Annotated in this window: 23 protein-coding genes and 2 tRNA genes; 22 read left to right on the top strand and 3 right to left on the bottom strand. The window is 57.0% G+C overall.

What is annotated here, in order from left to right:
- Positions 1-99 precede the first annotated feature (99 nt).
- From G1C97_RS04920 to G1C97_RS04880, 9 genes are all read left to right on the top strand, one after another.
- Positions 100-1,458, top strand: coding sequence for a metal-dependent hydrolase family protein (locus G1C97_RS04920; RefSeq protein ID WP_169240795.1), 1,359 nt, complete (start codon positions 100-102; stop codon positions 1,456-1,458).
- Positions 1,459-1,568: 110 nt separating this feature from the next.
- Positions 1,569-2,540, top strand: coding sequence for a DNA polymerase III subunit delta (gene holA / locus G1C97_RS04915; protein WP_169240794.1), 972 nt, complete (start codon positions 1,569-1,571; stop codon positions 2,538-2,540).
- 71 nt (positions 2,541-2,611) lie between these two features.
- Positions 2,612-3,175 carry a tRNA (adenosine(37)-N6)-threonylcarbamoyltransferase complex ATPase subunit type 1 TsaE gene (gene tsaE, locus G1C97_RS04910; RefSeq protein WP_169240793.1) on the top strand — a complete coding sequence of 188 codons (564 nt, stop codon included), beginning with the start codon at positions 2,612-2,614 and terminating at the stop codon, positions 3,173-3,175.
- Positions 3,176-3,247: 72 nt separating this feature from the next.
- Positions 3,248-4,060 carry a tRNA (adenosine(37)-N6)-threonylcarbamoyltransferase complex dimerization subunit type 1 TsaB gene (tsaB, locus tag G1C97_RS04905; RefSeq protein WP_169240792.1) on the top strand — a complete coding sequence of 271 codons (813 nt, stop codon included), beginning with the start codon at positions 3,248-3,250 and terminating at the stop codon, positions 4,058-4,060.
- Complete coding sequence (gene rimI, locus G1C97_RS04900) at positions 4,060-4,680, top strand: ribosomal protein S18-alanine N-acetyltransferase (protein WP_169240791.1); 621 nt, start codon at positions 4,060-4,062, stop codon at positions 4,678-4,680. Before tsaB ends, rimI begins: the two co-directional genes overlap by 1 nt.
- Complete coding sequence (tsaD, locus tag G1C97_RS04895) at positions 4,677-5,720, top strand: tRNA (adenosine(37)-N6)-threonylcarbamoyltransferase complex transferase subunit TsaD (protein ID WP_169240790.1); 1,044 nt, start codon at positions 4,677-4,679, stop codon at positions 5,718-5,720. The genes rimI and tsaD overlap by 4 nt, the downstream gene beginning before the upstream one ends.
- Before the next feature lie 175 nt (positions 5,721-5,895).
- Positions 5,896-5,968: transfer RNA gene (locus G1C97_RS04890), tRNA-Asn, on the top strand.
- A 39-nt stretch (positions 5,969-6,007) separates the two neighbouring features.
- A tRNA-Asn gene (locus G1C97_RS04885) sits at positions 6,008-6,083 on the top strand.
- 406 nt (positions 6,084-6,489) lie between these two features.
- Positions 6,490-7,191 (top strand): M23 family metallopeptidase, encoded by a 702-nt coding sequence (locus G1C97_RS04880; protein ID WP_169240789.1) that lies wholly within the window; start codon positions 6,490-6,492, stop codon positions 7,189-7,191.
- A gap of 82 nt (positions 7,192-7,273) precedes the next feature.
- On the opposite strand, the gene G1C97_RS04875 is transcribed toward G1C97_RS04880, so the two are convergent.
- Together G1C97_RS04875 and G1C97_RS04870 are read right to left on the bottom strand one after the other, a co-directional pair.
- A complete protein-coding gene (locus G1C97_RS04875) occupies positions 7,274-8,908 on the bottom strand; it encodes a substrate-binding domain-containing protein (RefSeq protein WP_169240788.1) in 1,635 nt (544 codons plus the stop codon).
- Positions 8,909-9,115: 207 nt separating this feature from the next.
- The gene (locus G1C97_RS04870) at positions 9,116-10,336 is read right to left on the bottom strand and encodes an NADP-dependent isocitrate dehydrogenase (RefSeq protein ID WP_169240787.1); all 1,221 of its coding nucleotides are present in this window, start codon (positions 10,334-10,336) and stop codon (positions 9,116-9,118) included.
- Between the two features lie 127 nt (positions 10,337-10,463).
- Between G1C97_RS04870 and G1C97_RS04865 the strand changes: the two genes are divergently transcribed.
- From G1C97_RS04865 to rlmN, 12 genes are all read left to right on the top strand, one after another.
- On the top strand, positions 10,464-11,588 hold the full coding sequence (locus G1C97_RS04865) for a GuaB3 family IMP dehydrogenase-related protein (RefSeq protein WP_169240905.1): 1,125 nt from the start codon (positions 10,464-10,466) through the stop codon (positions 11,586-11,588).
- A 396-nt stretch (positions 11,589-11,984) separates the two neighbouring features.
- A complete protein-coding gene (locus tag G1C97_RS04860) occupies positions 11,985-12,323 on the top strand; it encodes a hypothetical protein (RefSeq protein WP_100495957.1) in 339 nt (112 codons plus the stop codon).
- Between the two features lie 52 nt (positions 12,324-12,375).
- Complete coding sequence (locus tag G1C97_RS04855) at positions 12,376-14,433, top strand: AMP-dependent synthetase/ligase (protein ID WP_169240786.1); 2,058 nt, start codon at positions 12,376-12,378, stop codon at positions 14,431-14,433.
- Positions 14,434-14,437: 4 nt separating this feature from the next.
- A complete protein-coding gene (def, locus tag G1C97_RS04850) occupies positions 14,438-14,917 on the top strand; it encodes a peptide deformylase (RefSeq protein ID WP_169240785.1) in 480 nt (159 codons plus the stop codon).
- A 260-nt stretch (positions 14,918-15,177) separates the two neighbouring features.
- Positions 15,178-15,999, top strand: coding sequence for a 30S ribosomal protein S2 (gene rpsB / locus G1C97_RS04845; protein WP_100495838.1), 822 nt, complete (start codon positions 15,178-15,180; stop codon positions 15,997-15,999).
- An 88-nt stretch (positions 16,000-16,087) separates the two neighbouring features.
- Positions 16,088-16,939 (top strand): translation elongation factor Ts, encoded by an 852-nt coding sequence (tsf, locus tag G1C97_RS04840; protein WP_169240784.1) that lies wholly within the window; start codon positions 16,088-16,090, stop codon positions 16,937-16,939.
- Between the two features lie 186 nt (positions 16,940-17,125).
- Positions 17,126-17,707 carry an IS607 family transposase gene (locus tag G1C97_RS04835; RefSeq protein WP_169240783.1) on the top strand — a complete coding sequence of 194 codons (582 nt, stop codon included), beginning with the start codon at positions 17,126-17,128 and terminating at the stop codon, positions 17,705-17,707.
- A complete protein-coding gene (gene tnpB, locus G1C97_RS04830; RefSeq protein WP_169240782.1) occupies positions 17,700-18,998 on the top strand; it encodes an IS607 family element RNA-guided endonuclease TnpB in 1,299 nt (432 codons plus the stop codon). Before G1C97_RS04835 ends, tnpB begins: the two co-directional genes overlap by 8 nt.
- Positions 18,999-19,073: 75 nt before the next feature.
- Positions 19,074-19,814, top strand: coding sequence for a UMP kinase (pyrH, locus tag G1C97_RS04825; protein ID WP_169240781.1), 741 nt, complete (start codon positions 19,074-19,076; stop codon positions 19,812-19,814).
- Between the two features lie 91 nt (positions 19,815-19,905).
- On the top strand, positions 19,906-20,457 hold the full coding sequence (gene frr, locus G1C97_RS04820) for a ribosome recycling factor (RefSeq protein ID WP_169240780.1): 552 nt from the start codon (positions 19,906-19,908) through the stop codon (positions 20,455-20,457).
- 24 nt (positions 20,458-20,481) lie between these two features.
- Positions 20,482-21,468 (top strand): phosphatidate cytidylyltransferase, encoded by a 987-nt coding sequence (locus G1C97_RS04815; protein ID WP_169240779.1) that lies wholly within the window; start codon positions 20,482-20,484, stop codon positions 21,466-21,468.
- A 135-nt stretch (positions 21,469-21,603) separates the two neighbouring features.
- Positions 21,604-22,773: a dual-specificity RNA methyltransferase RlmN gene (gene rlmN, locus G1C97_RS04810; RefSeq protein ID WP_169240778.1), complete on the top strand. Its 1,170-nt coding sequence runs from the start codon at positions 21,604-21,606 to the stop codon at positions 22,771-22,773.
- 183 nt (positions 22,774-22,956) lie between these two features.
- Here the strand turns inward: rlmN and G1C97_RS04805 are convergent, their stop codons facing one another.
- Positions 22,957-23,505 carry a type 1 glutamine amidotransferase domain-containing protein gene (locus tag G1C97_RS04805; protein WP_169240777.1) on the bottom strand — a complete coding sequence of 183 codons (549 nt, stop codon included), beginning with the start codon at positions 23,503-23,505 and terminating at the stop codon, positions 22,957-22,959.
- A gap of 196 nt (positions 23,506-23,701) precedes the next feature.
- On the opposite strand from G1C97_RS04805, the gene hisF reads away from it, so the two are divergent.
- Positions 23,702-24,472, top strand: coding sequence for an imidazole glycerol phosphate synthase subunit HisF (hisF, locus tag G1C97_RS04800; protein ID WP_100495831.1), 771 nt, complete (start codon positions 23,702-23,704; stop codon positions 24,470-24,472).
- Positions 24,473-24,507: the final 35 nt, after the last annotated feature.

The following is a 24,507-nucleotide window of genomic DNA, read 5'->3' as shown; positions in this document are numbered from 1 at the left end:
ATCGTGCAGAACTTACGGGAGTGAGTCGCGACGGCCGCGAGTCTTTCACGTCGGACGCTACAGTGGAGCGTGACAGTCGGCCAGTCAAAGGAGCAGGTCATGAAGTTCTCGCGCAAATATCAGTACAATCCGATCGTCGAACCGTTCGCCCTGTCGCATGTGCATGTCGTCATGGCAGACGCGGCCGGTAGCGTGCGCAACAACATGACCATTCTGGTGGGGGCGAACGGACGCATCGAACAAATCGCGCCCAGCATCGAAACCAGCATTCCCGAGGAATACCACTATCTCGACGGCACGGGAAAAACCGTAATGCCGGGCCTGATCAATCTTCATACGCACCTGTTTGCGCAAGGTAAACCACTGAATCCGCGTCTCGCCACGCCTCAAGGACAACGCATGGTTTCCAAGTTCGTGCATTCGCCGCTCGGCAAGCCTTATCTGGATACGTTGGTCAAAACCAATGCCATGACGTTACTGGAATCCGGAGTCACCACGATTCGTACGCTCGGCGACGTGGGTTATGAGGTGACGGCTCTGAGGGATCGTGTCAATGCTGGGGAGATGCCAGGACCTCGTATTCTGTCTTCCGGGCCGTTGCTGGCGATCCCGGAAGGCCATGGCGCACCGTTGATAGCTCTGACCAGCGCCACGCCGCAGGAGGCGCGTGCAACAGCGGCGGCCAACATCGCCCACGGCGTGAACGTGATCAAGATCGCGGCAACCGGCGGCGTAACCGATGCACAGAAAACAGGCGAAGCCGGCAGTCCGCAAATGAGCGTGGAACAGATGCGCGCCATTTGCGATGAAGCACACGCACACGGCATCATCGTAGCCGCGCACGCGCAAAGTCCGGAAGGCGTACGACGTGCGCTGACCGCCGGCGTAGACACCATCGAACATGGCAGCACACTGGACGATGAGCTGATTGCGTTGTTCCGCCATAATCCGAATTCGCTACGTGGCTATTCCGCACTGGTGCCGACATTATCCGCCGGATTGCCGCTTACAATGATCGGACAAGACATAACCGGTATTACGGATATCCAACTGGAAAACTCAAAGCACGTGGTGGCAGGCATGGTGGCCGGTGCCAAACAAGCTCATGAGGCCGGTCTGGTCATCGGCGTCGGAACAGACACAGGCATGACCTTCGTGCCGCAATACGCCACATGGCGTGAGTTGGAACTGTTGGTGCGATTCGCTGGATTCACGCCTCAGGAGGCGATACACGCCGTCACGCAAGTGAATGCGCGCGTGCTTGGCGTTGACGGCATAACCGGTTCGTTGGAGGTCGGCAAATTCGCTGATTTTGTGGTGCTCAATGACGATCCATACAGGAACCTGCACACACTGAATCATCCGGTTTGGGTGGTCGCCGCCGGTCACCCCGTCTGGCGGCCCAGTCCCCAGCATTTCCCCGAAATCGACACTCTACTGGATGAAGCCTATGACTGACCTGGAGCTGTTTATGAGACGCTGACGTTCCTGCTCGCAGTTTGGTCATCATCCACCTGCAATACGATATGCAGACGTAGCTTGTCCAAGCTGTGTGGGGAGATGGACGCATGGCCAGATCAGCAGCGAACGTACCGGTAACGGTGGTGCCCGGAGGAGACTCATACCTCAACAATGAACGTGTCAAGGAGTTGTGCGCCAAAGCGCTCAAAGCCAGGCCGGACGCCGAACTCATCGAACTGGACGCCACCGGTGCCGATCAGTACGCCTTCGACGAAGCCGTAAGCCCATCCCTGCTATCGGATGTGGCTGTAGTCAAACTGGTCAACCTGCAGAATGCGGACGACAAGCTTGCCGAAGCAGTCGTGGCCTACACGAAGGAAGCCGTCAAAGATCCATCCGACTCCAGTGTGGTGATCTGTCAACACGAGGGTGGCGCAAAAGGCAAGCGCATACTTGACCAGTTGGTCAAGGCCGGCGCTCGCAAGGAAGACGTTCCCGATCTGAAGAAACCGGATGCGCAGCTCAACTTTGCCATCGCGCAGTTCGAACAACGCGGACGTCGCATTGAACCGATGGCGGCGCAGCAGCTCGTTTCCGTACTCGGAGGCAAAACCGGAGAGCTGGCAGCAATGTGCGAGCAGCTGTGCTTTGACTTCGACGACAATCCGATCGGTTTGGAACGGGTAAATCAGTATCTGACAGCCAATCCGCAGGTCACCGGTTTTGCCGTGGCGGACAAAGCCGTAGAAGGACACACCGACGAAGCCATCGTGATGATGCGCGCCGCCGTGGAACAAGGCACTGATCCAATAGCGCTGATTGGCGCGCTTGCCATGAAACTCAGAACGATAGCCAAGGCATCCGCAGTGAGGTCAGGAACCATCTCGCAGGCTGAGGCGAAGACAAATCCATGGGTGCTGAAAAATGCGATGCGTCAACTCGGTGGATGGACTTCTGCGGGACTCGCGCATTGCATACGGATGCTGGCATGGGCGGATGAGCAAAGCAAATCGAACGGCGGAGACCCGATGTATGCGTTGGAACGGTGCATTGAAGACATCGGTCGGAAAGGTCGTTAGTGGTGACGTGAAAGACGTCGCAATCTTTGACACGAAGAAGACGAAAAAGAACGGGAAAGAGAAACGAGACAATGGGCGCAAATGACATCACGGTATCCGTGCCGACTGGAGAGCGCATGCGGGAGTTGGGCCGTCAGGTGGCGCAGCTGGTTCGAGGAGGCGACGTGCTGCTGCTCTCCGGGCCGCTCGGTGCGGGCAAGACCACATTCGCGCAGGGATTTGGTGCAGGGCTTGATATTACTGAACCTATCGTGTCGCCCACCTTCACCATTGCTCGTGAACTTGATGGACGATTCGCAGACGGCACCCTCGTGCATTTGGTGCACGTGGATGTCTACCGTCTCGGTGGCGTGTCCTATGCGCCTGGACAGGACGCAGTCGGCCGGCTGCTGGACGAGCTGGAGTCGCTAGGACTGGACGAGGAACTAGAAGATCCCGGCGAACACACCGTGGTACTCATGGAATGGGGCGAGCAGATGGCTACCGCGTTGGCACCAGAACGATTGGAGATTCACATCGACCGCCCGCTGAAGGACGCTCGAATTATGGATGCGAGCGGCGAACTCACCGGTGACGGTGAACGTACCGTGACATTCGTGCCGGTGGGGCCGCGCTGGGATTCGTTCGCACTCTGATTCCTAGAGAGTTGGTTGTAGACTCGTAAGGGTTTTTCGCGGCCGGTGGCCGATGTGACGCAGGAGGATTGCATGGTGACGCATACGCTGGTGATTGACACCTCATTCGGTTCCACGGTCGGCGTGACCGGACATGAACCCATTGTGGAAACCGATTCGCGTACCCATGTGGAAAAGCTGCAAGGCAACATCGCCCGTGCTATAACCGATGCCGGTCTCAAACCCTCCGACTTGGATGAGATCGTGGTAGGTGTCGGCCCTGCGCCATTCACCGGCTTGCGTGCCGGCATCGTGGCAGCCAAGGCGTTGGCGTTCGCCACCGGCGCGAAACTGCTTGGCCAGAACGTGCTTGAACCGCAGGCACAGTGGAACCTTATCCGCCGCGGCAAGTCGGGCACGCTCGGGAGCCCCCAAACCTTCCATGTGCTCACGCTCGCCGTCAATGACGCTCGACGCAAGCAGTTGTACTTCGAACTTTGCCCGGACCCAGTCGGAGGCAAGGGGACAGGCGAGACGGACGTCGCCAAGCCGCTGATCGGCATGGACATCGACTACCCGTCCTCCATCGTCGAACGAGTCAATCAGGCAGTACGCGCATATCGTGCGACCGTCGAAGGCGACGTAATGGTCGACGTAATCGGTCACGGTGCCAAAAAATACGCGGCCGAGCTAGGCGGCATCGAATCGGTCGGTGACATCATCGACGATTCCGTGCTCGACCAAGGGAAGCAGGGACTCGGCATTTTCGCCGCCGAAGCGGAACTCAATGACAAGAAATCGCCGGACACTCTGGTCGAACCGCTGTATCTGCGCCGTCCAGACGCCGAAGTGCCGGCCCCGCTTAAGCATGTGCTTGGTCATGATGGCGCGGAGCGTAACGCCTGATGATCGTCGATGTGAGCAAATTCGACCACGAGGGAGCCGTTGCCGCCATGCGCGCGCTGGAGGTCGAACTTTTCGGCAACCATGCGTGGAGCGAGACGTCTGTACGTGAGGAACTTACTGGGCCGGGCAGAACGTACGTGTTCGACGTTATCGGTGATGACATTGATGATGCCGTTGACGCTGGCATCGGTTCTGTACGTGGGTTCGCCGGTTACTGGTACGACGGCGAAGATGCCGAAATCATGGATGTAGGAGTCGGTCACGCCCATCAACGCCAAGGGATTGCTCGGGCATTGATGGAAACCCTCATCGAACGGGCCAAGGCCCAAGGCGCACGACGCATGCTACTGGAAGTCAGCGTAATCAACGAACCGGCCATCGCTTTGTATCGAGGGCTTGGATTCGAACGGATCGGTATGCGCAAACGCTATTACCAACCTGAAGGTATCGATGCCTACGTTATGGCATTGGACCTCGAACCGCGCATCATCGGCTTTCAACGTTCAGACAACGGCATGGATGATGTTGCGGACAAGACCAAGCCGGACAACGACAGCGCGGCCGAGCACAATACCGAACATACAGCCGAACATACAGAACAGAACGGTAAGGAATCATGAGCGAACCAATCGTACTGGGAATCGAATCCACCTGTGATGAAACCGCGGCGGCAATCGTGCAGGGACGTACGCTACTCTCCAACGTCGTAGCCTCCTCCATGGAGGAACACGCGCGATACGGCGGCGTGATCCCCGAAATCGCGTCTCGCGCCCATGCCGAGGCATTCGTGCCATGCGTCTCCAAAGCGCTCGCCGACGCGAATATGACTCTTGCCGACGTGGATGCCGTCGCCGTCTCCGCCGGCCCCGGACTCGCCGGCTGCCTCGCTGTGGGTGTCTCCGGTGCCAAGGCCCTCGCATGGGCGTCCGGCAAGCCTCTGTATGGTATCAACCATGTAATCGGGCATATCGCGGTTACGCAATTGCAGTTCGGCGCTTTCCCGCCGGACACACTGGCTCTGATCGTTTCCGGCGGCCATACGTCACTGTTGCATGTGGAAGATATGCCCCGCAAGATTGACGTAGTGGGTACCACATTGGATGATGCAGCGGGGGAGTGCTTCGATAAGGTCGCACGTTTGCTCGGCTTTCCCTATCCGGGTGGCCCTCATATTGACCGCCATGCGCAACACGGTGATCCGCATGCCATCCGCGTGCCCCAAGGTCTGACTCAGGGTAAGGCCGGTGCCGCCCACCCCTACGACTTCAGCTTCTCCGGCGTCAAGACCGCCGTGGCGCGCTGGGTGGAAAGCGAACAGGCTGATGGCCGCGAAATCCCTGTAGACGATGTATGTGCCTCCTTGGCTGACTCCGTGGCAACTGTGCTCGCTCGTAAGGCCATGCGCGGCTGCGAACAGTACGATTCCAACACGCTTATCGTGGGTGGTGGCTTCTCTGCCAATTCGCAACTCAGAGCCAAGCTCTTGGAATACGGTGAGAAGCACGGCGTGGAAGTACGCATTCCACAGATCAAACTCTGCACGGACAATGGTGCCATGGTGGCCATGCTCGGCGTGAACCTTGTGGAGGCCGGCGTGGCTCCCAGCGCTCCTGATTTCGCCATCGATTCGGCTATGCCTCTGACCAAGGTGAGTATGTAAGGTGAGTATGCAGGGAAGTTCTTTGCTGCGGGATTGCAGCGGTACTGGTCATAAGCGTGCTATGGACGCGTAATTTCGCGCGACATGCCCTGAACGCACGTAATTTGCTTTTTCCTGCGAGATATGTAATATATATGACTTGTGCGCGAGAGGAATCTTGTGCATGAGGAAATATTCCTGCGTAGCTCAGTTGGCAGAGCATCCGACTGTTAATCGGACGGTCACTGGTTCAAGCCCAGTCGCAGGAGCTCTCCTGATCAGGTAATCGGTCAGGGAAAATTGAATATTCCTGCGTAGCTCAGTTGGCAGAGCATCCGACTGTTAATCGGACGGTCACTGGTTCAAGCCCAGTCGCAGGAGCCAGCTGAAACCCCTTGAAAATCAAGGGGTTTCGTCGTTTTCGGGATTCTCTCATCCGACCAAAACAGGTTCGGTAGTCAATAGCAGTCAATAAATTCGCATACCTCCTCAAATCTCCTCTTACGGAGCTCTCTGACCGCCGAATTGCCTCGTCCTAGAGGATGCTTTCACGGTCTAGCAAGGATTTCTGTCTTGTATTACGCGCTGAACCACTGCGACGGTTTTGCAATATGCGTATCGGCCAAAGGAAACGTTCAGGCATCGTCGAGACATGCAATGTGGATAACTTCGGAAGCTGGAACCACATAGGTCGATGTGAGTAGACAGCCGTGCTTGTCGTCAGCCAATCTGGAATAACCGGTGCAAGAGCCGGTGAATGCACGGATATGTCAAGGTAGGAGGGAAAGACATGTCGTGGTTTGATTGGCGTCGCGATGAGGCGCAACGAGTTGCAAAGTGGCGAGATTATATACGCAGACAAGCGGAACAACAGCATAAACGTCGCATGGATGCGGTCATCTCCGCAGTAACAGCCATGGGGTTGCTTCTGGCTCTGGGATTAGGGTGGATCGTCGATTCGCATTATGAGGGTAGCGATGGAATGCTGGTGAGTGGAACGGCAGATTATTCCATCGCAGATTTTACCGGTGCGGTTGCCCTCGAACATCAGATAGCCGGATCATGTGAGGCGGCATATATCTGGCCCGTCATTCCTCCGCAGATGGTGAGGAAGTTCGAACGTCCGCTAAATCCATGGTCGGCCGGGCATCGTGGCATAGACCTTGCTGCCGGGTCCGGGGCTTCGATTGTCGCTCCGAAAGCGGGTGTCGTGAGTTTCGTCGGAAGCGTTGCCGGTAAAACGGTGTTGAGCATACGACATAGGGGCGGAGTTACCTCAACGTTTGAGCCTGCGGAAACTGAACTATCGGTAGGACAATCGGTCACACGTGGGCAGGCCATAGGCGTGGTCGCTGGCAATTCAGATCATTGTGACGACCAGTGTCTGCATTGGGGGTTGAAACGCGGAGCCGACGATTATCTGGATCCTGAATCGTACGCGTCGAGACGTCGTATTGTCGTAAAGCCGCTTTTCGGCTTCCCTTCTTTCTGACTAGCGAAACGGTGGATATCTCGAAGACGACTGGTCAGAGAACGGTCTAAGTGCCAACGGCAAAAGATCCAGGACAAACGAATCACAATCCGGCGTCGGCCAGAGAGATATAACCGGGGTCAATGAGCTCGGCTTTGAGGTTGCTGGCGCTGACGGCGATGGTCGGCTCACTGATTGTCGGTATTTTCTTGACCCCTGCAACCGTAGTGTTGTGTACGACGGACATGGATTTGAGCGTGCTTCCTGTGTTCAGCAACGTGCATGCCTGGGCGATATCAGACGCCAACGCCTGACGATCCTCCAGCCCGGTCATCCATTGCTTGCCGTTGACGATGGAAGGGATGACCGATACGTAAGCGCCGTATCCTGTCACCAGCGGCCATCGAGAATCACGATTCTTGCTGGCCGTGCTTTCGTCGGTGTCGGAACCATCGGTTTCCGTGCCGGCCTTATCCTTCTCCGGGGATTTGATTGGATCAGGTACTGCCTGACGAGACAAATCCTTTTTGCCGGTGATATTGCCCACAATGCCGGAAATGGTGATCTGAGGGTTGATGTCTGCGGCGGAACCGGTGTATCCCATATCGTCGAGAGTGGCAACAACATCAGAAGCCACGGAGTCGTTCATGGCGATAATGGCGTCAATGCGCGTCAACGAGGCTGACGACTTGGCCGCCAGCCGTTTTTTGAGTGTATCGGCAACGGCATTGTCCTGAGAGGCATCATAAGCGACGTTTTGCCAATCGTCCTGTGCGGAATCGGCATCCAACGCGCCAGACGGACTCTCTATGACACCTTTTTGATAATAGGCTCCAAGCACGCTCCAGATACCTTGGAACGCTTCTTGCGCGAATGTGGTGTCTACGGCCTTCCCGTTGTCATCCTTGGCCTCATAGGGCAGCAGCACCTCGATTTGTTTCGGATTGTCCTTGCTCGCTTTATCGAGTTCCAGCTTGGCCTTCACCTTCTCGGCCTGTATCTTGCCAATGGTCTGCGCGTCGGAGAATTTCACGAATGCGTCCGGCTCATATCCGGTAATGCTGTTGCCTAGCAAGATCACATGCATGCCGGATTCCTGCGCCAGCTTCAGAGAGGAAACCAGACGATCTGCTGCCTGGGACTGTTCATCGTCTGGTGTGGTTTCTCCGCCGTTGACCTCACCTGATTCGTGCGAAGTCGCGTTGTCGTCGTTATCGGAGTTGTCGTCGTTATCGGTTCCTTCTTCGCCAGTGCCGTTGGTGTTCAGCTCCTGACTGACGTAGTCGCCGTATTGTCTGGTTGAAGCGTCCGATTTCACCACCGGTGCTACAAGCAACGTCATGTTTTCCGGAGCGATGGTGATCTTGGAATCATTGGAACTGCCGGTCTCGGAAAGATGGCTGACGACAAAATCCTGAATGGCTCGACTCTGCTTATCCAACGAATCCGAGGTTTTATGGGAGATGTTGCCTTTTTCCATTCCGGCTTCGACCAAAGCCTTCGTTAGATCGGGCACCAGTTTGGCCCATTTGTTGAGTGGGGTCTGTTGATTTAACGTGATGCCGTCGGACGGGGTGAACAGCGCCACCGAGCCCGCAGAGGATGATGTCACCGTGGATGAGTTGCCTTTGATATCATCGGCGTCGGAGCCGGAAACACATGCTGTCAACGACAACAGCGTTGCGCAGGATGCAAGGACTGCAACAAGAACAGTGAGTGGGCGGCGTGCAGACACCATAGGCAGACGGAACCTCCTTGAAATCCTGAAAACGGATGTCGAAACAACAAGCTGAACAACGATAGTAGTCGCCGGTATATGAAAAGTCCCGGGCATATGGCGTAAATCGTCATATATCCGGGAACAATCAGGGAAGCAAGACGAGCCGTCCTTTCCTCTGCGTTTTCGCGCTGACTCTGAGGAAAGGACGGCCGGGAAGACGCAGCGTCAGTCGGCCAACGCCTTCTGCAGGTTCTCATCCAATGCGTTCATGAATCCTTCAGTATCGAGCCATGGTTCGTCAGGGCCGATGAGCATGGCGAGATCCTTGGTCATCTGGCCTCCTTCCACGGTATCCACGATGACCTTCTCCAAGGTTTCGGCAAAATGCCGCACTTCGGGAGTGCCATCCAGATCAGCGCGATGCTTAAGGCCGCCGGTCCAAGCGAAGATCGAGGCAATCGGGTTGGTGGATGTCTTCTCACCCTTGAGCCAACGACGATAATGGCGGGTCACGGTGCCATGTGCGGCTTCGGCCTCCACGGTCTGGCCGTCCGGGGTCATGAGCACGGAGGTCATCAGGCCCAGCGAGCCGAAGCCCTGCGCCACGGAGTCGGACTGCACGTCGCCGTCGTAGTTCTTGCAAGCCCAGATGTAGCCGCCATGCCACTTCAATGAACTGGCCACCATGTCGTCGATAAGACGGTGCTCATAGGTGAGCCCGGCGGCCTCGAACTTGTCCTTGTATTCGGTTTCGAAGATTTCAGCGAAGATGTCCTTGAACTGGCCGTCATAGGCCTTGAGAATGGTGTTCTTGGTGGACAGATACACCGGGTAGTGGCGCATGAGACCGTAGTTGAAGCATGCGCGTGCGAAGCCGCGGATCGAATCGTTCACATTGTACTGCACCTGAGCCACGCCGCCATCCGGGCCGTAATTGTAGACCACATGCTGAATCGGCTCAGATCCGTCATCCGGGGTGAAGGTAACGGTCAATTGTCCGGCTCCCGGCACCTTGAAGTCAGTAGCCTTGTACTGATCGCCGAAAGCGTGGCGCGCCACCACGATCGGCTTGGTCCAGCCGGGCACCAAACGCGGCACGTTGCTCATCACGATGGGTTCACGGAAGATGGTGCCACCCAGAATGTTGCGGATGGTGCCGTTCGGGGATTTCCACATCTTCTTCAGCCCGAACTCTTTGACTCGGGCTTCGTCAGGAGTGATCGTGGCGCATTTGACGCCCACATGATGCTTCTGAATGGCGTGGGCGGCGTCGATGGTCACCTGATCATCGGTCTCGTCACGGTGCTGGATGCCCAGATCGTAGTAATCGAGATTCACGTCGAGATACGGCAGAATCAGACGATCCTTGATATCTTTCCAGATAACGCGGGTCATCTCGTCGCCGTCGAGTTCGACAACGGTGCCTTCGACCTTGATTTTGGCCATGTTTCCTCCCTAGAGCTGGTGTGAAGATGTTCTAGTCATATCGCATGTTTGTAACGTGGGGCCGATGGATACGAGTATGTGGACACTTGAGGGCTTCGCGTCCGTCCCCGGCAATAGGCTTGAGTCCATGTCTCAGGAAATTGAAATCGGTTTGGGCAAAAAGGGCCGTCTCGGCTATTCACTTGACGATGTCGCCATCGTCCCATCTCGTCGTACCCGCGATCCCGAAGACGTCTCCACGTCTTGGCAGATCGATGCCTATGAGTTCGATGTGCCGGTGATCGGTGCTCCGATGGATTCAGTGACTAGTCCGGCCACCGCCATAGCCATGGGTAAGATGGGCGCGCTTGGCGTTCTGGACCTTGAGGGTTTATGGACTCGCTACGACGATCCGACGTCGTTGCTTGACGAAATCGCCGGTTTGCCTGCCGAACAGGCCACCGAGCGCATTCAGAAGATCTACGCTGAGCCCATCAAGCCGGAGCTTATTACGCAGCGTCTGCACGAGATTCGTGCAGCTGGCGTAACCGTGGCAGGATCGCTGTCTCCGCAACGCACGCAACAGTTCTACTCTACCGTGGTTGATGCCGGTGTTGATCTGTTCGTGATTCGCGGCACTGTGGTTTCCGCGGAGCATGTTTCCTCCGGTCAGGAGCCATTGAATCTGAAGAAGTTCATCTACGACCTTGATGTGCCGGTGATTGTGGGCGGTGCCGCCAACTACACTGCGGCGCTTCATCTGATGCGCACCGGTGCCGCCGGCGTACTGGTAGGCTTTGGCGGTGGTGCCGTATCTGCTACGCGACAGACTCTCGGTGTCCATGCGCCTATGGCTACCGCCATCGCGGATGTGGCGGAAGCTCGCCGTGATTACATGGATGAGTCCGGTGGTCGTTATGTGCAGGTTATCGCCGATGGCGGTATGGGAGATTCCGGCAGCTTCGTCAAGGCGTTGGCTCTTGGCGCTGATGCGGTGATGCTTGGCGCCCCGCTCGCACGAGCCACCGAGGCGCCCGGAAAGGGCACCCATTGGGGTGCCGAGGCTCGTCATCAAACATTGCCGCGTGGGTACCGCACCACGGTCGGCACGGTCGGCTCCTTGGAGCAGATCCTGTTCGGGCCGAGTCATCAGGCCGATGGCAAAACGAATTTCATCGGTGCCTTGAAGCGTGCCATGGCCTCCACCGGATACGTGGATGTGAAGAATTTCCAGCGTTGCGGTATGGTGGTTACTCCTCATATGGCGCAGTAGCCGCAGGATTGTTCAAGTAGCAGGCAGGGCGTTTCGCTGGTTCCGTTGAACGTGGCGATTCGTCAAAACCTGAAACTGTTGAGGGCTCCAGCGTATGTGTTCATATGCTGGAGCCTTTCCCTGTTGAGGTGCCTTCAGGGAAAGGAACGCTCGCGTAATTTGACTTGGACCGTTATTCGTGGTGATGTAGTTCTCAGCACTTACCAACGTAGGTGAGGCTTGAGGGGGAATTCAGAGGTCGTCATGGATTACGATGACTATTTTCATAACACGAATTCGCGTACGCCGTTGCCAGGTTATGACGGCTATATTGTGTTGGAATCGTCGGATCGTCCAATCCGGTATCATTTCCATTCCACTTTCATCGGCGGGTTGAATGCTCAGGAATGCCACACGATGGCGATGGCTTCGTGTCGACTGGCATGTACGGCAACTGACGTCATCCGAGGCAAACTGGGGCTGAGCCATCTGAATCGAGCGATGACCAAGCCGTGCCTTGACCGGCTGCAGACCATGCAGTATCTGCTGGACGCCCATATGCTCACGCATCCGGAACTCAAAGCGAAGCTTTGCTATTTGCCGGTGGTGCCCACTTTTATCGATGGCACGAACATCAGCAAGGACACTCTGGAAATGGCGGTGTTCGTCATGATCGGCAAAGAAGACATCCGCGTGAATCTCAAGCTGCGCTTTATCGGATCGCGATGGATGTGTGTGTACGCGGATCTGGGTTGATTGACGGCAAGCCGTCGTGCCGTCATAGACCGGTCCGCCTATAGTGGAGACCATGCGTGAACATGTCGAAGAACCCAGATACGTGACCACGGACGAAGACACCGTTTTCTCCTTGCTGGTCCGCAGAGCCGCCCGTACGCCGGATGACGTCATCGCCGAATGGCAGGATGACGACACTCATCAGTGGCATGGTGCCACCGCAACCGAGATGCTCGCTCGTGTGCGTACGGTGGCCAAGGGTTTGCTGGGATTGGGCGTCAAAGCCGGAACCATGGTCCTCATCTATTCGCCTACCTGCTATGAGTGGGGAGTGGTTGATTTTGCATGTGCCGCCATCGGTGCAGTAGTGGTGCCCGTTTATGAAACCGACTCCGCGAAGCAGACGACCGGCATCGTCGAAGAGGTTGACCCCGTCATCGCGTTCGCCGGTGATTTCCAGCGGGCGCAGACCTTGGAACAGATTCGAAGCAACCACCCGGGGTTGAAGTATGTATTTAACTTCAAAGCCGATGGGCTGGACGCGGTTGCTGATTTCGGTCATGGCGTATCCGATGAAACACTGGATTTGGCCATTTCCCGAGTCAAGGCGGATGATCTGCTCACTGTGGTGTACACTTCCGGCTCCACGGGCAAGCCCAAGGGGGCCATGCTCTCGAATCGTAATTACACCCATATCGTGCTCAACGGTTATGAGATTCTTCGTGACATGCTTTATGAGGACAACCGTCTGCTGCTATTCCTGCCTTTGGCGCACTGCTTCGCCCGATACATCCAGTATGTGGCCCTCGGTGGATGCGGTGTCGTGGGATACATTCCGAACGCCAAGCATCTGTTGGCTGATATCCGCAGTTTCAAGCCTACATATCTGCTTGGCGTACCTCGCGTATTCGAGAAAGTATACAACGCCGCTTCGCAGAAAGCCGGCGCGGGTATCCGCGGCCGTATCTTCGCACAGGCCGCCAAGCATTTCGTCCGTTGGAGCAAAGATGAGCAGTCCGGTGCCGGGCATCCTCTGACTGAACGACTGCGCCATTCCTTCTTCATGAACACTGTCGGCAAATCGGTCCGCTCCGCGCTCGGCCCGAATCTGAAGTGGCTTGCATGCGGTGGCGCACCGCTGAATGTCGATCTCGCTCATTTCTTTAATGGCATGGACGACATCACCTTTATCCAAGGCTATGGCATGACGGAAACCGCCGCCCCGATGTTGGTCAATTGGCAGGATGATAACGTGGTCGGATCGGTCGGCAAGCCCGGACCCGGTATGGGCGTGCGATTGGGCGAAGACGACGAGATCGAGCTGACCGGTCCGAACGTGTTCCTCGGCTACTATAAGCAGCCCGAGCTGACCGCTCAGGCGATGACCGCGGATGGATGGATCAAAACAGGGGACATCGGTCGTATTGAGGATCGCGGCTTCACCTATATCACCGGTCGCAAGAAGGACATCATCATCACCGCCGGCGGCAAGAACATCAGTCCCGCGCCGATGGAGGATATCATCGACACCTGTCCGATTGTGGCTCATGCGGTAGTGGTGGGTGACGGCAAGCCGTTCGTTTCGGCGTTGATCGAGCTTGATCCGGAGATGTTGCGTTCGTGGCTTGCCGGCCAGGGTCTGGATGTGGATATGACGTTGGAACAGGCTCGTGACAACGATGCCGTGCGAGCGTTTATCCAGCAGTACGTTGATCAGGCCAACGCCAATGTCTCCCGTGCTGAATCTGTGCGCAAATTTGTCGTGCTCGACGAGGAATTCAGCCAGGATCGTGGCACGCTGACCGCCAGCATGAAAGTCGTACGTCCGAAGGTGCTGCAGCGATATGCCGATATCATCGAGGATGAGCTTTACGCGCCGAAGCCTTCCAACAAGCCGTTGCCGGCAACTGCAAAGATTATCGATAGCACGTCCGAGACCGTCAAAAAAGCCTCCGAACAGGTCAAGCAGGCCTCTGAGCAAGTCAAGACAAGCGTGTCGGATTCGATTGCTAGCGTATCGGAGAAAATCAAGAAGTCCAAGGCCGAGGATGATGAGGATGGTCAACCGGTATTGCCGGATGAGACCGGAGCGCATGCCGCGGCAGAGGACAGCGAAAAGAACGAGGAGTAAATCCGTGGCAATCCGTGAGATCAGGGTCGTTCCCGACCCCGTCCTGCGCACCCCTTGTGACGAAATCCGTGAAATCACCCCTGCCGTGCGCCGATTGGTTGACGACCTGCTGGAGACTGTAGACGACCCGGGACGTGCTGGCCTGTCCGCCAATCAGATTGGTGTGAGCTTGAGAGCGTTCTCCTACAACATTGAAGGCAAAATCGGCTATGTGCTCAACCCGGTGCTGGAGGAGACACGCGGCGAACAGTACGGCGATGAAGGATGCCTATCGGTTCCTGGCCTGTGGTACAAGACCCGTCGTGCCGACTACGCCCGTGTACGTGGCATCGATTTGGATGGCAATGAAGTGGTGCTTGAAGGAACCGGTCTGATGGGACGTATGCTTCAGCATGAGTGCGATCACCTCGACGGCCATGTCTATCTTGACCGCCTTGAAAAAGAGGAGCGTCGCGCCGCTTTGAAGCAGATGCGCAACCGCTGAACGACATTACCGCAGGCCCTGCCGCAGACATGTCTTTATTCGTGGGGTTGTGCTAGGCTCAACATTCGTGTGCCACCCCGGCAACGAACGCAGTCGCTGGCGTTTGGAGCCAACCAATATCGTCTACCGGCGCACAACAAATACGCGTTATGCTCGCGACGGCCTGTGTCGGTCGGTCCGGATTCCGCCTTCAGCGGGGCAAGGACTGCACGCAGGTGCGCATGACCAGGCAAGAACCGACAATGAAAGGTAGTAATACCATGGCTCAGATCGTTATGAGCGACATGCTGAAGGCTGGCCTGCACTTCGGCCATCAGACCCGCCGCTGGAACCCGAAGATGAAGCAGTTCATCCTCACCCAGCGCAACGGCATCCATATCATCAACCTGTTCAAGTCGCTCGACATGATCGACAAGGCGTACGACTTCATCAAGACCACCGTGGCCCACAACGGCACCGTGCTCTTCGTCGGCACCAAGAAGCAGGCTCAGGAAGCCATCGCCAACCAGGCCACCCGCGTGAACATGCCGTACGTCTCCGAGCGCTGGCTCGGCGGTATGCTGACCAACTTCCAGACCGTTTCCAAGCGCGTGAACCGCCTCAAGGAACTTGAGGAAATGGACTTCACCGACGTGCACGGCTCCGGCCTGACCAAGAAGGAGCTCCTCCTGCTCGAGCGCGAGAAGGACAAGCTCAACAAGCAGCTGGGCGGCATTCGTAACATGAACCGCACCCCGTCCGCGATGTTCGTGGTCGACATCACCAAGGAGTCCCTGGCCGTCGAGGAAGCTCACAAGCTGGGCATCCCGGTTGTCGCCATCGTCGACACCAACGCCGACCCGGATTCCGTCGAGTACCCGATCCCGGCCAACGATGACGCCATTCGCGGCATCGAGCTGCTCACCAGCCTGATGGCCGACGCCGTCGCCGAAGGCCTGCTGGAGCGCGCTGGCCAGGGTGCCAAGGCCGCTGGCGAAACCGCCGAGCAGCCGATGGCAGCTTGGGAGAAGGAACTCCTGACCAACGAGGCTCCCGCTGCTGAAGCTGAGGCCCAGAACGCCGAGGGCGAAAAGGCCGAGTGATGCTCTACGATGGGAAGTGTCTGAATACCACAGCGCTTCCCATCGTCGTCTACGGGTAAGCAACATCTTCTTATAAGGAGAACAATCAATGGCAGCAATTACCGCCGCACTGATCAAGCAGGTTCGTGAAGACACCGGCGCCGGCATGATGGACGTCAAGAAGGCTCTCACCGAGGCCGAGGGCGACGTCGCTCGCGCCAAGGAAATCATCCGCGCCAAGGGCATCGCCGCAGCCGGCAAGCGTGAGGGCCGCAAGGCTCAGGAAGGCACCATCGCCTCCAAGGTCGTCGAGTCCGCCGCCGGCGAGACCGGTTACGCCGTCGAGCTGAATTCCGAGACCGACTTCGTGGCCAAGACCCCGAAGTTCGTTGAGTTCAGCGAGGAGATTCTCGGCTACGCCGTTGAGGCCGATGCCGAAAACGCTGAGGCTCTGCTCGAAGCCAAGGCTGGCGATTCCACCGTCAAGGTGGCTATCGAAGAGGCCGCCGCCCTGTTCGGCGAGCACGTCAAGGTTGGCCAGTACGCCAAGATTTCCGGTGATCATGTCGAAATCTACGCTCACAAGAAGTCCGCTGAGATGCCGCCGAGCATCGTGGCCATGATCGCCACCGACAAGGCCGGTGCTGCTGTGGCTCACGAAGCCGCCCTGCAGATTTCCGCTATGGGCGCGAAGTGGCTGACTCGCGAAGACGTTCCGGCTGATGTGGTCGAATCCGAGCGTCGTGTGGCCACCGAGAAATCTCTGGCCGAGGGCAAGCCGGAGAAGATCGTTCCCAAGATCGTCGAAGGTCGCCTCAACGCCTTCTACAAGGAAGTCGTGCTTCTTGAGCAGCCGTTCGTCAAGGATCCTTCCAAGACTGTTGGCGATCTGTTCAAGGAAGTCGGCGGCACCGCCACCGCTTTCGTGCGCATCGAGGTCGGCAAGGGCGAAGAGGAGTGAACCCGACGGGTCACGCTAATCGCTGAAATGTGTCCGGCGTAACGTCAGACATACTCTTGTTGAAGGAAAACGCCACGCGGCTTATGGAAAGCCGGGTGGCGTTTTCCTTATGTCTCCTATGTCGGGGTTGTGAACTGTTGTGTTTTTGACTTGTTTTTCTTTGGTTGACTGTGTTATGGCTTATTCATGCGTGTTAAGGAGTGGGCTGTTCGTGAGGGGTTGAACGAGCAGACGGTGTGGAAGTGGTGTCGTGAGAATCGTATGCCCGTGCCGTTCGAACGTTCCGGAAGCGTGTGGCTCATCCACGACCCGAAATACGAAAAGCCCGATACGCTCGTCGCGGGTTCCCGTACCGTGTGTTATGCGCGCGTGTCGTCGGCCGATCAGAAAGCGGATTTGCAACGTCAGGCGGACCGGTTGAAGGCGTTCGCCATCAGTCTCGGCGCATCGGACATCCAAGTGGTCATGGAGACCGGTTCGGGCATGAACGACAGGCGGCGCAATCTCAACCGGATTCTTGCCGACCCGAACGTGGGCACGATCATCGTGGAGCATCGTGACCGTCTGGCTCGCATGAATGCGGGACTGGTCGAGTCCGCGTTGAAGGCGCAGGGTCGTCGTCTCATCGTCGTGGACGACACGGAATCGGATGATGATCTGGTGCGTGACATGACCGAGGTGCTGACCTCGTTCTGCGCGAGACTGTACGGGCGTCGCGCCGCCAAGAACAAGGCGCGGGCGGCGTTGAGGGCGGTGGAGAATGCTTGAGGCCGTCAAGGTCGCGTTGGACCCTACCTCCGCGCAGAAGCGACTGCTGTTGTCCCATGCCGGGACGGCGCGGTTCGCGTTCAACGCCGGGCTGGCCCACGTCAGGGAGATGCTTGAAGCCAAGGAGAAGCCGGCATGGTCCCTGTATGCGTTGCGCCGCTGGTGGAACGCGAACAAGGATATTCTGGCGGTCGATGCCGACGGCATACCGTGGTGGCGGGAGAACAGCAAGGAAGCGTACAGCAGCGGTCTCGAAGCATTGTCGGACGCGTTGTCGAACTGGTCGAAAAGCAGGAAGGGACAGCGCAAGGGGCGCAAGGTCGGTTTTCCGAGATTCAAGTCTAAGGACAAGGCGACCCCTCGTTTCGCGTACACGACCGGCTCGTTCGGTCTCATCGACGGCGACCCGAAAGCGTTGAGGCTGCCTCGAATCGGACGCGTGCATTGCATGGAAAACGTCATGAAACGGGTCGGAGACGCGAGAGTGCTGCGCATGACCGTCAGACGGCATGCGGGCCGCTGGTACGCGTCACTGACCGTGGAACGGCCGGACATGACATCAGGCCGGATGCCGACAGGCGGAACGGTCGGCATCGACTTGGGCGTCAAAACGCTTGCCGCGCTCTCGAATGGTGTCGTCATCCCGAATCCGCATACTCTCGTAGCCGGCGAACGCCGGTTGAAACGCGTGCAGAAGGAGTTGAGCCGCAAAACCAGCGGGTCGAACCGTCGCCGCAAGGCGCGCGAGCGGGTCGCACGCATCCACGCCCATGTCGCCGACCAGCGCCGCGACCTGCTGCACAAGCTCACCACGATGCTCGCATCCACGTATTCGGGCATCTGCATCGAAGACCTGAACGTGGCCGGCATGGTCAAGAACCACCGTCTCGCCAAAGCCATTGAGGACGCGTCATTCGCGGAATTCCGCCGGCAACTCGAATACAAGACCGTCCGCACGGGTACGAGACTACATGTCATCGACCGTTGGTATCCCAGCTCGAAACTCTGCTCGAACTGCGGGAGCGTGAAAACCAAGCTCTCCCTCAACGAGCGAACCTACCACTGCGAAAGCTGTGGTCTGACCATAGACCGCGACCTGAACGCGGCCATCAACATCCAAGTCGCCGGGAGTGCCCCGGAGACGTTAAACGCACGCGGAGGGGACATAAGACCAGCCACCCGTCAGGATGGAAGGCGGACCCCGATGAAACGTGAACCAAGCAGCCATGCAAACGGCGTAAGACTTGGAGCGGACGGCCGCAAGACCGTCCTGCAAGCTAAAACAAACTAACTTGCAACGGTGTCTTTGTAAGCCGATACGCTAGTCTACGAATATTTGGGCACTTTCGGTGAAGGAAGGCATAACATGACTGATAACGATAAGCCACGCAGGGTTCTGCTTAAACTGTCCGGCGAAGCGTTCGGCGGCGGCAAGGTCGGTATCGATACCCACGTGGTTCGTCGTATCGCCGAGGAAATCGTTCCGGCTGTGCAGCAGGGCGTTCAGGTGGCCATCGTGGTCGGCGGCGGCAACTTCTTCCGTGGTGCCGAACTGCAGCAGGCGGGCATTGATCGTTCTCGCGGCGATTACATGGGTATGCTCGGCACGGTTATGAACTGTCTGGCCCTGCAGGATTTCCTGGAGCAGGAAGGACAGGCCACTCGCGTGCAGACCGCCATTACCATGGGACAGGTTGCCGAGCCGTACATTCCGCTTAAGGCCATCCGTCATCTTGAAAAGGGACGTGTGGTGATTTTCGGTGCCGGTGCCGGCATGCCGTATTTCTCCACGGACACTGTCTCCATCCAGCGCTCCTTGGAGATTCACTGCGACGAAGTGCTTATGGGCAAGAACGGTGTGGATGGTGTGTATACCGCCGATCCGCGTAAAGATCCCGAGGCCAAGCGCTTCGAGACGCTCAGCTATAACCGCGCGTTGGTGGACAATCTGGCTGTTATGGATGCCTCGGCGCTCTCCATGGCTCGTGACAACAAGAAGCGCATCCGCGTCTTCGGACTTGAAGAACAAGGCAATGTGACGCGCGCCCTTGTCGGTGAGGAGATCGGTACGCTGGTTTCCACGGCCGAGTCGCGTGTGGCCGAGTGATTGCAGGAGCGGTATCGCCTACAATCGAATACACGGACAGAACAATAACTCAACGTTCACGGACGAACATCTCAACACAAAGGAGCTGAATATGTCTCTTATCGATCAGGCCAAGGACCAGATGGCCAAGACCGTCGAGAACACCAAGGAAAACTTTGCCGGCATTCGTACCGGCCGCGCCAATCCTGCCCTGCTCAACGGCATCACCGTTGATTACTATGGCGCTCCGACCCCGCTGAAGGCCATCGCCTCCATCGGTGTTCCTGAGCCACGTATGCTGTCTGTGTCTCCGTTCGATGTCTCTCAGATTGCCGCCGTGGAAAAGGCCATTCGAAACTCCGATCTGGGCATCAGCCCGAATCGCGATGGCAACGTTATCCGTCTTACCATGCCGGAGCTGACTGAGGAACGTCGCAAGGAATACGTCAAGCTCGCCAAGTCCAAGGCAGAAGACGGTAAGGTGGCCGTGCGTAACATTCGTCGCAAGACCAAGGAAACCATTGACAAGTCCGTCAAGGATGGCGATATGGGCGAGGATGAAGGCGATCGTCTGCTCAAGGATCTGGACAAGGTCACCAAGTCCGTCACCGATGAGATCGATCTCCTTCTGGAAACCAAGCAGAAGGAGATCATGGAGGTCTGATCGTCAGACCGGGTCCGGAGCATTATGGCACACAACGAACAACTCCAAGCAGAGGCTGAGGAAACCCTCGACCAGATCAACAAAAAGACCGGGCGTAACATGCCTCAGGCCATCGGCACGGCCGTAGTGCTTGTCGCGATCATTGTCGGTTGTCTATTGTTCAGCATCGACTTGTTCGTACTGCTGGTCGTAGTATTCATGATTCTGGCATTATGGGAGCTTCGTGTGGATTTCGCCACCGTAGGCCTTCATATACCGGTAATCATGCTGTGGATTTGTTCTGCATTCACGTTGATCGCCACCTACTACTCTCCGTACCATCTCATCACCATGTCGCTAAGCATCGTCATTGCGATTATGCTCGTGTCGATCGCAGCCAGCGCAAAACTCAGCTTCGGCAACCGCCTGTCATTGGCGGTTGCCGGCAAGCTGTCCAACACAGATGCAAGCGCACGGCTGGAATCTTCTTTTAACCATGAAGGTGGCGAACAGCATCATTCCAGACTCAGCCATGTGGCGGTATCCGTGCTCACGGTGCTGTACATTCCGCTCTTGGCCAGCTGCATTATCATTTCCTTGACATTCAACGAACACCCCGTGGCGCACGCGATTATGCTGGTGTTTCTGCCGGCTCTTTCGGATACCGGTGGGCTGTTCGCCGGAGCATGGTTAGGCAAGCATAAGCTGAGTCCGCGTATTTCACCGAAGAAGTCCGTCGAAGGACTTATCGGGTCCATGCTGTTTGCCATGGCAGGCGCATTTGCCGTGTTCGCATGTACCTATGACGCCTCCACATGGTCAACGCGCTGGTGGGTGCCGATTCTGGCCGGTGTCCTCATCGGTGCAGTCGGCACTTTCGGAGACCTATGCGCTTCCATGCTCAAACGTGATATCGGCATCAAAGATATGGGTCATCTGCTCAAAGGCCATGGTGGTGTGATGGACCGTGTCGATTCCATTCTCATGAGCGCACCTTTCACCTGCGTGCTGCTGTGGATCACCGGATTGTGATTGCCGATTATGCGACATGATCCATGCCCGATTCCGTTGCCCATATTGGCCGCGTAATCGGGCTTTCGCATTGGGAAATGCCGTACCAACCGCGGACCTGCATCCGCGTAATCCAAGAAACAGGATGAGGAACGTATGACTGCAACACCAAAAGAAACACCGGAAACCGGTATTACTCCGGGCGGTACCGAAGGAGCATTCCGCGATGTACTGTCAAAGGATCATGCTCGGCGAGGCAAGCCTCCGCTGCATTTCGTGGATATGACCGCCGAGGAACGCATCGCATGCGCCGGCGAATTGGGCCTGCCCAAGTTCCGTGTCAAGCAGCTGGCCAACCACTACTTTGGCCACTGTGACGTGAACGCGGCTGAATTCACCGATTTTCCAGCTGCAAAGCGCGATGACGCCGCGGCTGCGTTCTTCCCCCGGCTCATTACCGAAGTCACCCGGCAGGTAGCCGATCAAGGCACCACAATAAAAACATTGTGGAAACTGTTCGATGGCTCGCTCATCGAATCCGTGCTCATGCGTTACCCGACGCGTACCACGCTGTGTATCTCCTCTCAGGTGGGTTGTGGCATGGGATGTCCGTTCTGCGCCACCGGTAAGCTCGGCCTGACTCGAAACATGTCTGCTGGGGAGATCGTGGAGCAGGTGCGTGTGGCCGCCAAGATGATGCGTGACGGTGAGGTCGCCGGTGGCCCTGGGCGTCTGAGCAATATCGTGTTCATGGGCATGGGCGAGCCGATGGGCAACTATAAGTCCGTGCTGTCTGCAGTCCGTCAGATTTCTGCCATGCCACCGGAAGGATTCGGTATTTCGGCACGTAACATCACCGTATCCACGGTGGGTGTAGTGCCCGGCATCAGGAAACTTACCGCAGAAGGCATCCCGGTGCGACTGGCTGTTTCGTTACATGCCCCGAGCGATGAGCTGCGCGATGAACTCGTGCCGATGAACAAGCGCTTCAACACCGAACAGGTACTGGATGCCGCGCACGACTATTGGCTCGCGTCCAAACGTCGCGTAAGCATCGAATATGCGCTTATGCGAGGCATCAACGATCAGGCCGAACATGCACGGCTGCTGGCCAAGCGACTGAATCATTATGGAGACAATTGGGCGCACGTGAATCCGATTCCGCTTAATCCGATTGAAGGATCCAAGTGGACGGCCTCCAAACCCGAAGATGAGGCCAGATTCTTGGATATTCTCCATGCCGCAGGCATCACCGCTACATTGCGTGATACTCGCGGTCAGGATATTGACGGTGCTTGTGGCCAGCTTGCCGCCAAAGAGCGGTAGGGAAGCGATCTCGTCAGGGTTGCTTTTCCACAGATATGGACGGTGGCATACACATACATAATGGGGACGATTCTCCGATCACTGCGATTCCGGACGGTTGAGAACGATTGAGGGGGATTACAGTGAGCGCAGAACCGTCCCCATCCCATCTTCCATGGTGTTTGCCCCGCGAAAGGAGTTCTCCTACTTCAGTGCGTCCTTGATCGCATCCACGAAGTAATCCAAGTCATCAGGTTTGCGGGAAGTGATGAGGCGGAATCCATTTGCATCATCTACATGCACTTGTTTATCAACGTAGTGGCCTCCGGCATTCTCGATGTCGGCTGCGATATAGCGGCAGGGTGCCGCGGTCTTACCGGCGATGAGACCAGCGTTTACCAGCAGCCAAGCTCCATGGCAAATAGCTGCAATCGGCTTTCCTTCATGAGCGAACTCCTGTGCCAGCGTAATGGCATCCTCGTTGACGCGGATGCGATCCACGTTGCAGGTGCCGCCAGGCACCACCAGCAGGTCATAATCAGCGGCTTGCACATCCGACAGCAACGCGTCTGGAGTGAGCGTCTCGCCCTCATAACGATCATGCTGGACAGTCTCGCACGGGTCCATTGTGGTGGCGGCAAGGGTCACCTGCGCGCCGGCTGCCTTGAGATCGCGTAGAGGGCGCGTCAGTTCGGTCTCCTCGATACCCCAGTTGTTCACGATGATCAGCACTTTGCTGTTTTCCACAGCCATCACAACCTCCTTGAATTGGCGGATATTCCATCGCATATTCTCCCACAATCCAGGCATGGAGCGCATTCATGCCATGTGCTGGTTCGCTGGGCGCGCAATCGTATCGATTCTCATATTCCAGAAACGCCCGCAGCCATGTAACGGGAGATAGGTAGGCTGAAAGGCGTTAATGCAAAGCCGAACAGGGGAGAGCAGCATGTCGTTGGCGGTACGAGTCATCCCGTGCCTGGACGTTGACGCCGGTCGTGTGGTGAAAGGTGTGCATTTCGAAAACCTTAAGGATGCCGGCGATCCTGTAGAGCTGGCTGCCGAATACTATCGTCAAGGCGCAGACGAGATCACGTTCCTTGATGTGACCGCCTCCAGTTCGCACCGTGGCACCATGATTGATGTGGTCTCGCGTACTGCGGAGCAGGTCTTCATCCCTATGACTGTAGGCGGTGGCGTGCGTACGCCCGAGGACGTAGATTCCCTATTGCGTTGTGGCGCGGACAAGGTCGGAGTCAATACCGCGGCAATCAACGATCCTTCGCTTATCAGCCGTGTCGCGGACCGTTTCGGTAATCAGGTGCTGGTGCTCTCCGTGGACGCCCGTCGTGAGCAAGGCGAACAACACACGCAGTCCGGTTTCGAAGTCACCACGATGGGCGGGCGTAAATCCACTGGCATCGATGCCATCTGGTGGGTCAAGCGTGCCGAAGAACTGGGAGCGGGAGAGATTCTGCTCAATTCCATGGACGCCGACGGTACTCAGGAAGGTTTCGATCTGGAAATGATCCGTGCCGTACGCAGGGAAGTCAAGATCCCGATTATCGCCTCCGGCGGTGCGGGTAAAGTCGAAGATTTCCCTCCCGCCATCGAGGCCGGTGCCGATGCCGTGCTGGCCGCATCTGTATTCCATTACGGCATCATGACCATCGCCGATGTCAAGGCTGAGCTCAGGAAGCACGGCTACACCGTGCGCTGAAAATGCTGAAACGAAATAACAACACGAAATGCAAG

The sequence above is a fragment of the Bifidobacterium olomucense genome (assembly GCF_012932375.1).
In the GTDB taxonomy this organism is placed as follows: domain Bacteria; phylum Actinomycetota; class Actinomycetes; order Actinomycetales; family Bifidobacteriaceae; genus Bifidobacterium; species Bifidobacterium olomucense.
Note: the sequence above shows the minus strand (reverse complement) of the source record. Positions and strands in the feature narration are given on the sequence as shown.

Coding starts and splice junctions, on each gene's coding strand:
- G1C97_RS04835 (WP_169240783.1), top strand. CDS start 17,126: ATGCGTGTTAAGGAGTGGGCTGTTCGTGAGGGGTTGAACGAGCAGACG.
- G1C97_RS04860 (WP_100495957.1), top strand. CDS start 11,985: ATGGCGATGGCTTCGTGTCGACTGGCATGTACGGCAACTGACGTCATC.
- G1C97_RS04875 (WP_169240788.1), bottom strand. CDS start 8,908: ATGGTGTCTGCACGCCGCCCACTCACTGTTCTTGTTGCAGTCCTTGCA.
- rpsB (WP_100495838.1), top strand. CDS start 15,178: ATGGCTCAGATCGTTATGAGCGACATGCTGAAGGCTGGCCTGCACTTC.
- tsaD (WP_169240790.1), top strand. CDS start 4,677: ATGAGCGAACCAATCGTACTGGGAATCGAATCCACCTGTGATGAAACC.
- rimI (WP_169240791.1), top strand. CDS start 4,060: ATGATCGTCGATGTGAGCAAATTCGACCACGAGGGAGCCGTTGCCGCC.
- G1C97_RS04920 (WP_169240795.1), top strand. CDS start 100: ATGAAGTTCTCGCGCAAATATCAGTACAATCCGATCGTCGAACCGTTC.
- G1C97_RS04805 (WP_169240777.1), bottom strand. CDS start 23,505: ATGGCTGTGGAAAACAGCAAAGTGCTGATCATCGTGAACAACTGGGGT.
- G1C97_RS04880 (WP_169240789.1), top strand. CDS start 6,490: ATGTCGTGGTTTGATTGGCGTCGCGATGAGGCGCAACGAGTTGCAAAG.
- holA (WP_169240794.1), top strand. CDS start 1,569: ATGGCCAGATCAGCAGCGAACGTACCGGTAACGGTGGTGCCCGGAGGA.
- frr (WP_169240780.1), top strand. CDS start 19,906: ATGTCTCTTATCGATCAGGCCAAGGACCAGATGGCCAAGACCGTCGAG.
- G1C97_RS04855 (WP_169240786.1), top strand. CDS start 12,376: ATGCGTGAACATGTCGAAGAACCCAGATACGTGACCACGGACGAAGAC.
- pyrH (WP_169240781.1), top strand. CDS start 19,074: ATGACTGATAACGATAAGCCACGCAGGGTTCTGCTTAAACTGTCCGGC.
- G1C97_RS04815 (WP_169240779.1), top strand. CDS start 20,482: ATGGCACACAACGAACAACTCCAAGCAGAGGCTGAGGAAACCCTCGAC.
- rlmN (WP_169240778.1), top strand. CDS start 21,604: ATGACTGCAACACCAAAAGAAACACCGGAAACCGGTATTACTCCGGGC.
- G1C97_RS04870 (WP_169240787.1), bottom strand. CDS start 10,336: ATGGCCAAAATCAAGGTCGAAGGCACCGTTGTCGAACTCGACGGCGAC.
- tsf (WP_169240784.1), top strand. CDS start 16,088: ATGGCAGCAATTACCGCCGCACTGATCAAGCAGGTTCGTGAAGACACC.
- tnpB (WP_169240782.1), top strand. CDS start 17,700: ATGCTTGAGGCCGTCAAGGTCGCGTTGGACCCTACCTCCGCGCAGAAG.
- tsaB (WP_169240792.1), top strand. CDS start 3,248: ATGGTGACGCATACGCTGGTGATTGACACCTCATTCGGTTCCACGGTC.
- hisF (WP_100495831.1), top strand. CDS start 23,702: ATGTCGTTGGCGGTACGAGTCATCCCGTGCCTGGACGTTGACGCCGGT.
- tsaE (WP_169240793.1), top strand. CDS start 2,612: ATGGGCGCAAATGACATCACGGTATCCGTGCCGACTGGAGAGCGCATG.
- G1C97_RS04865 (WP_169240905.1), top strand. CDS start 10,464: ATGTCTCAGGAAATTGAAATCGGTTTGGGCAAAAAGGGCCGTCTCGGC.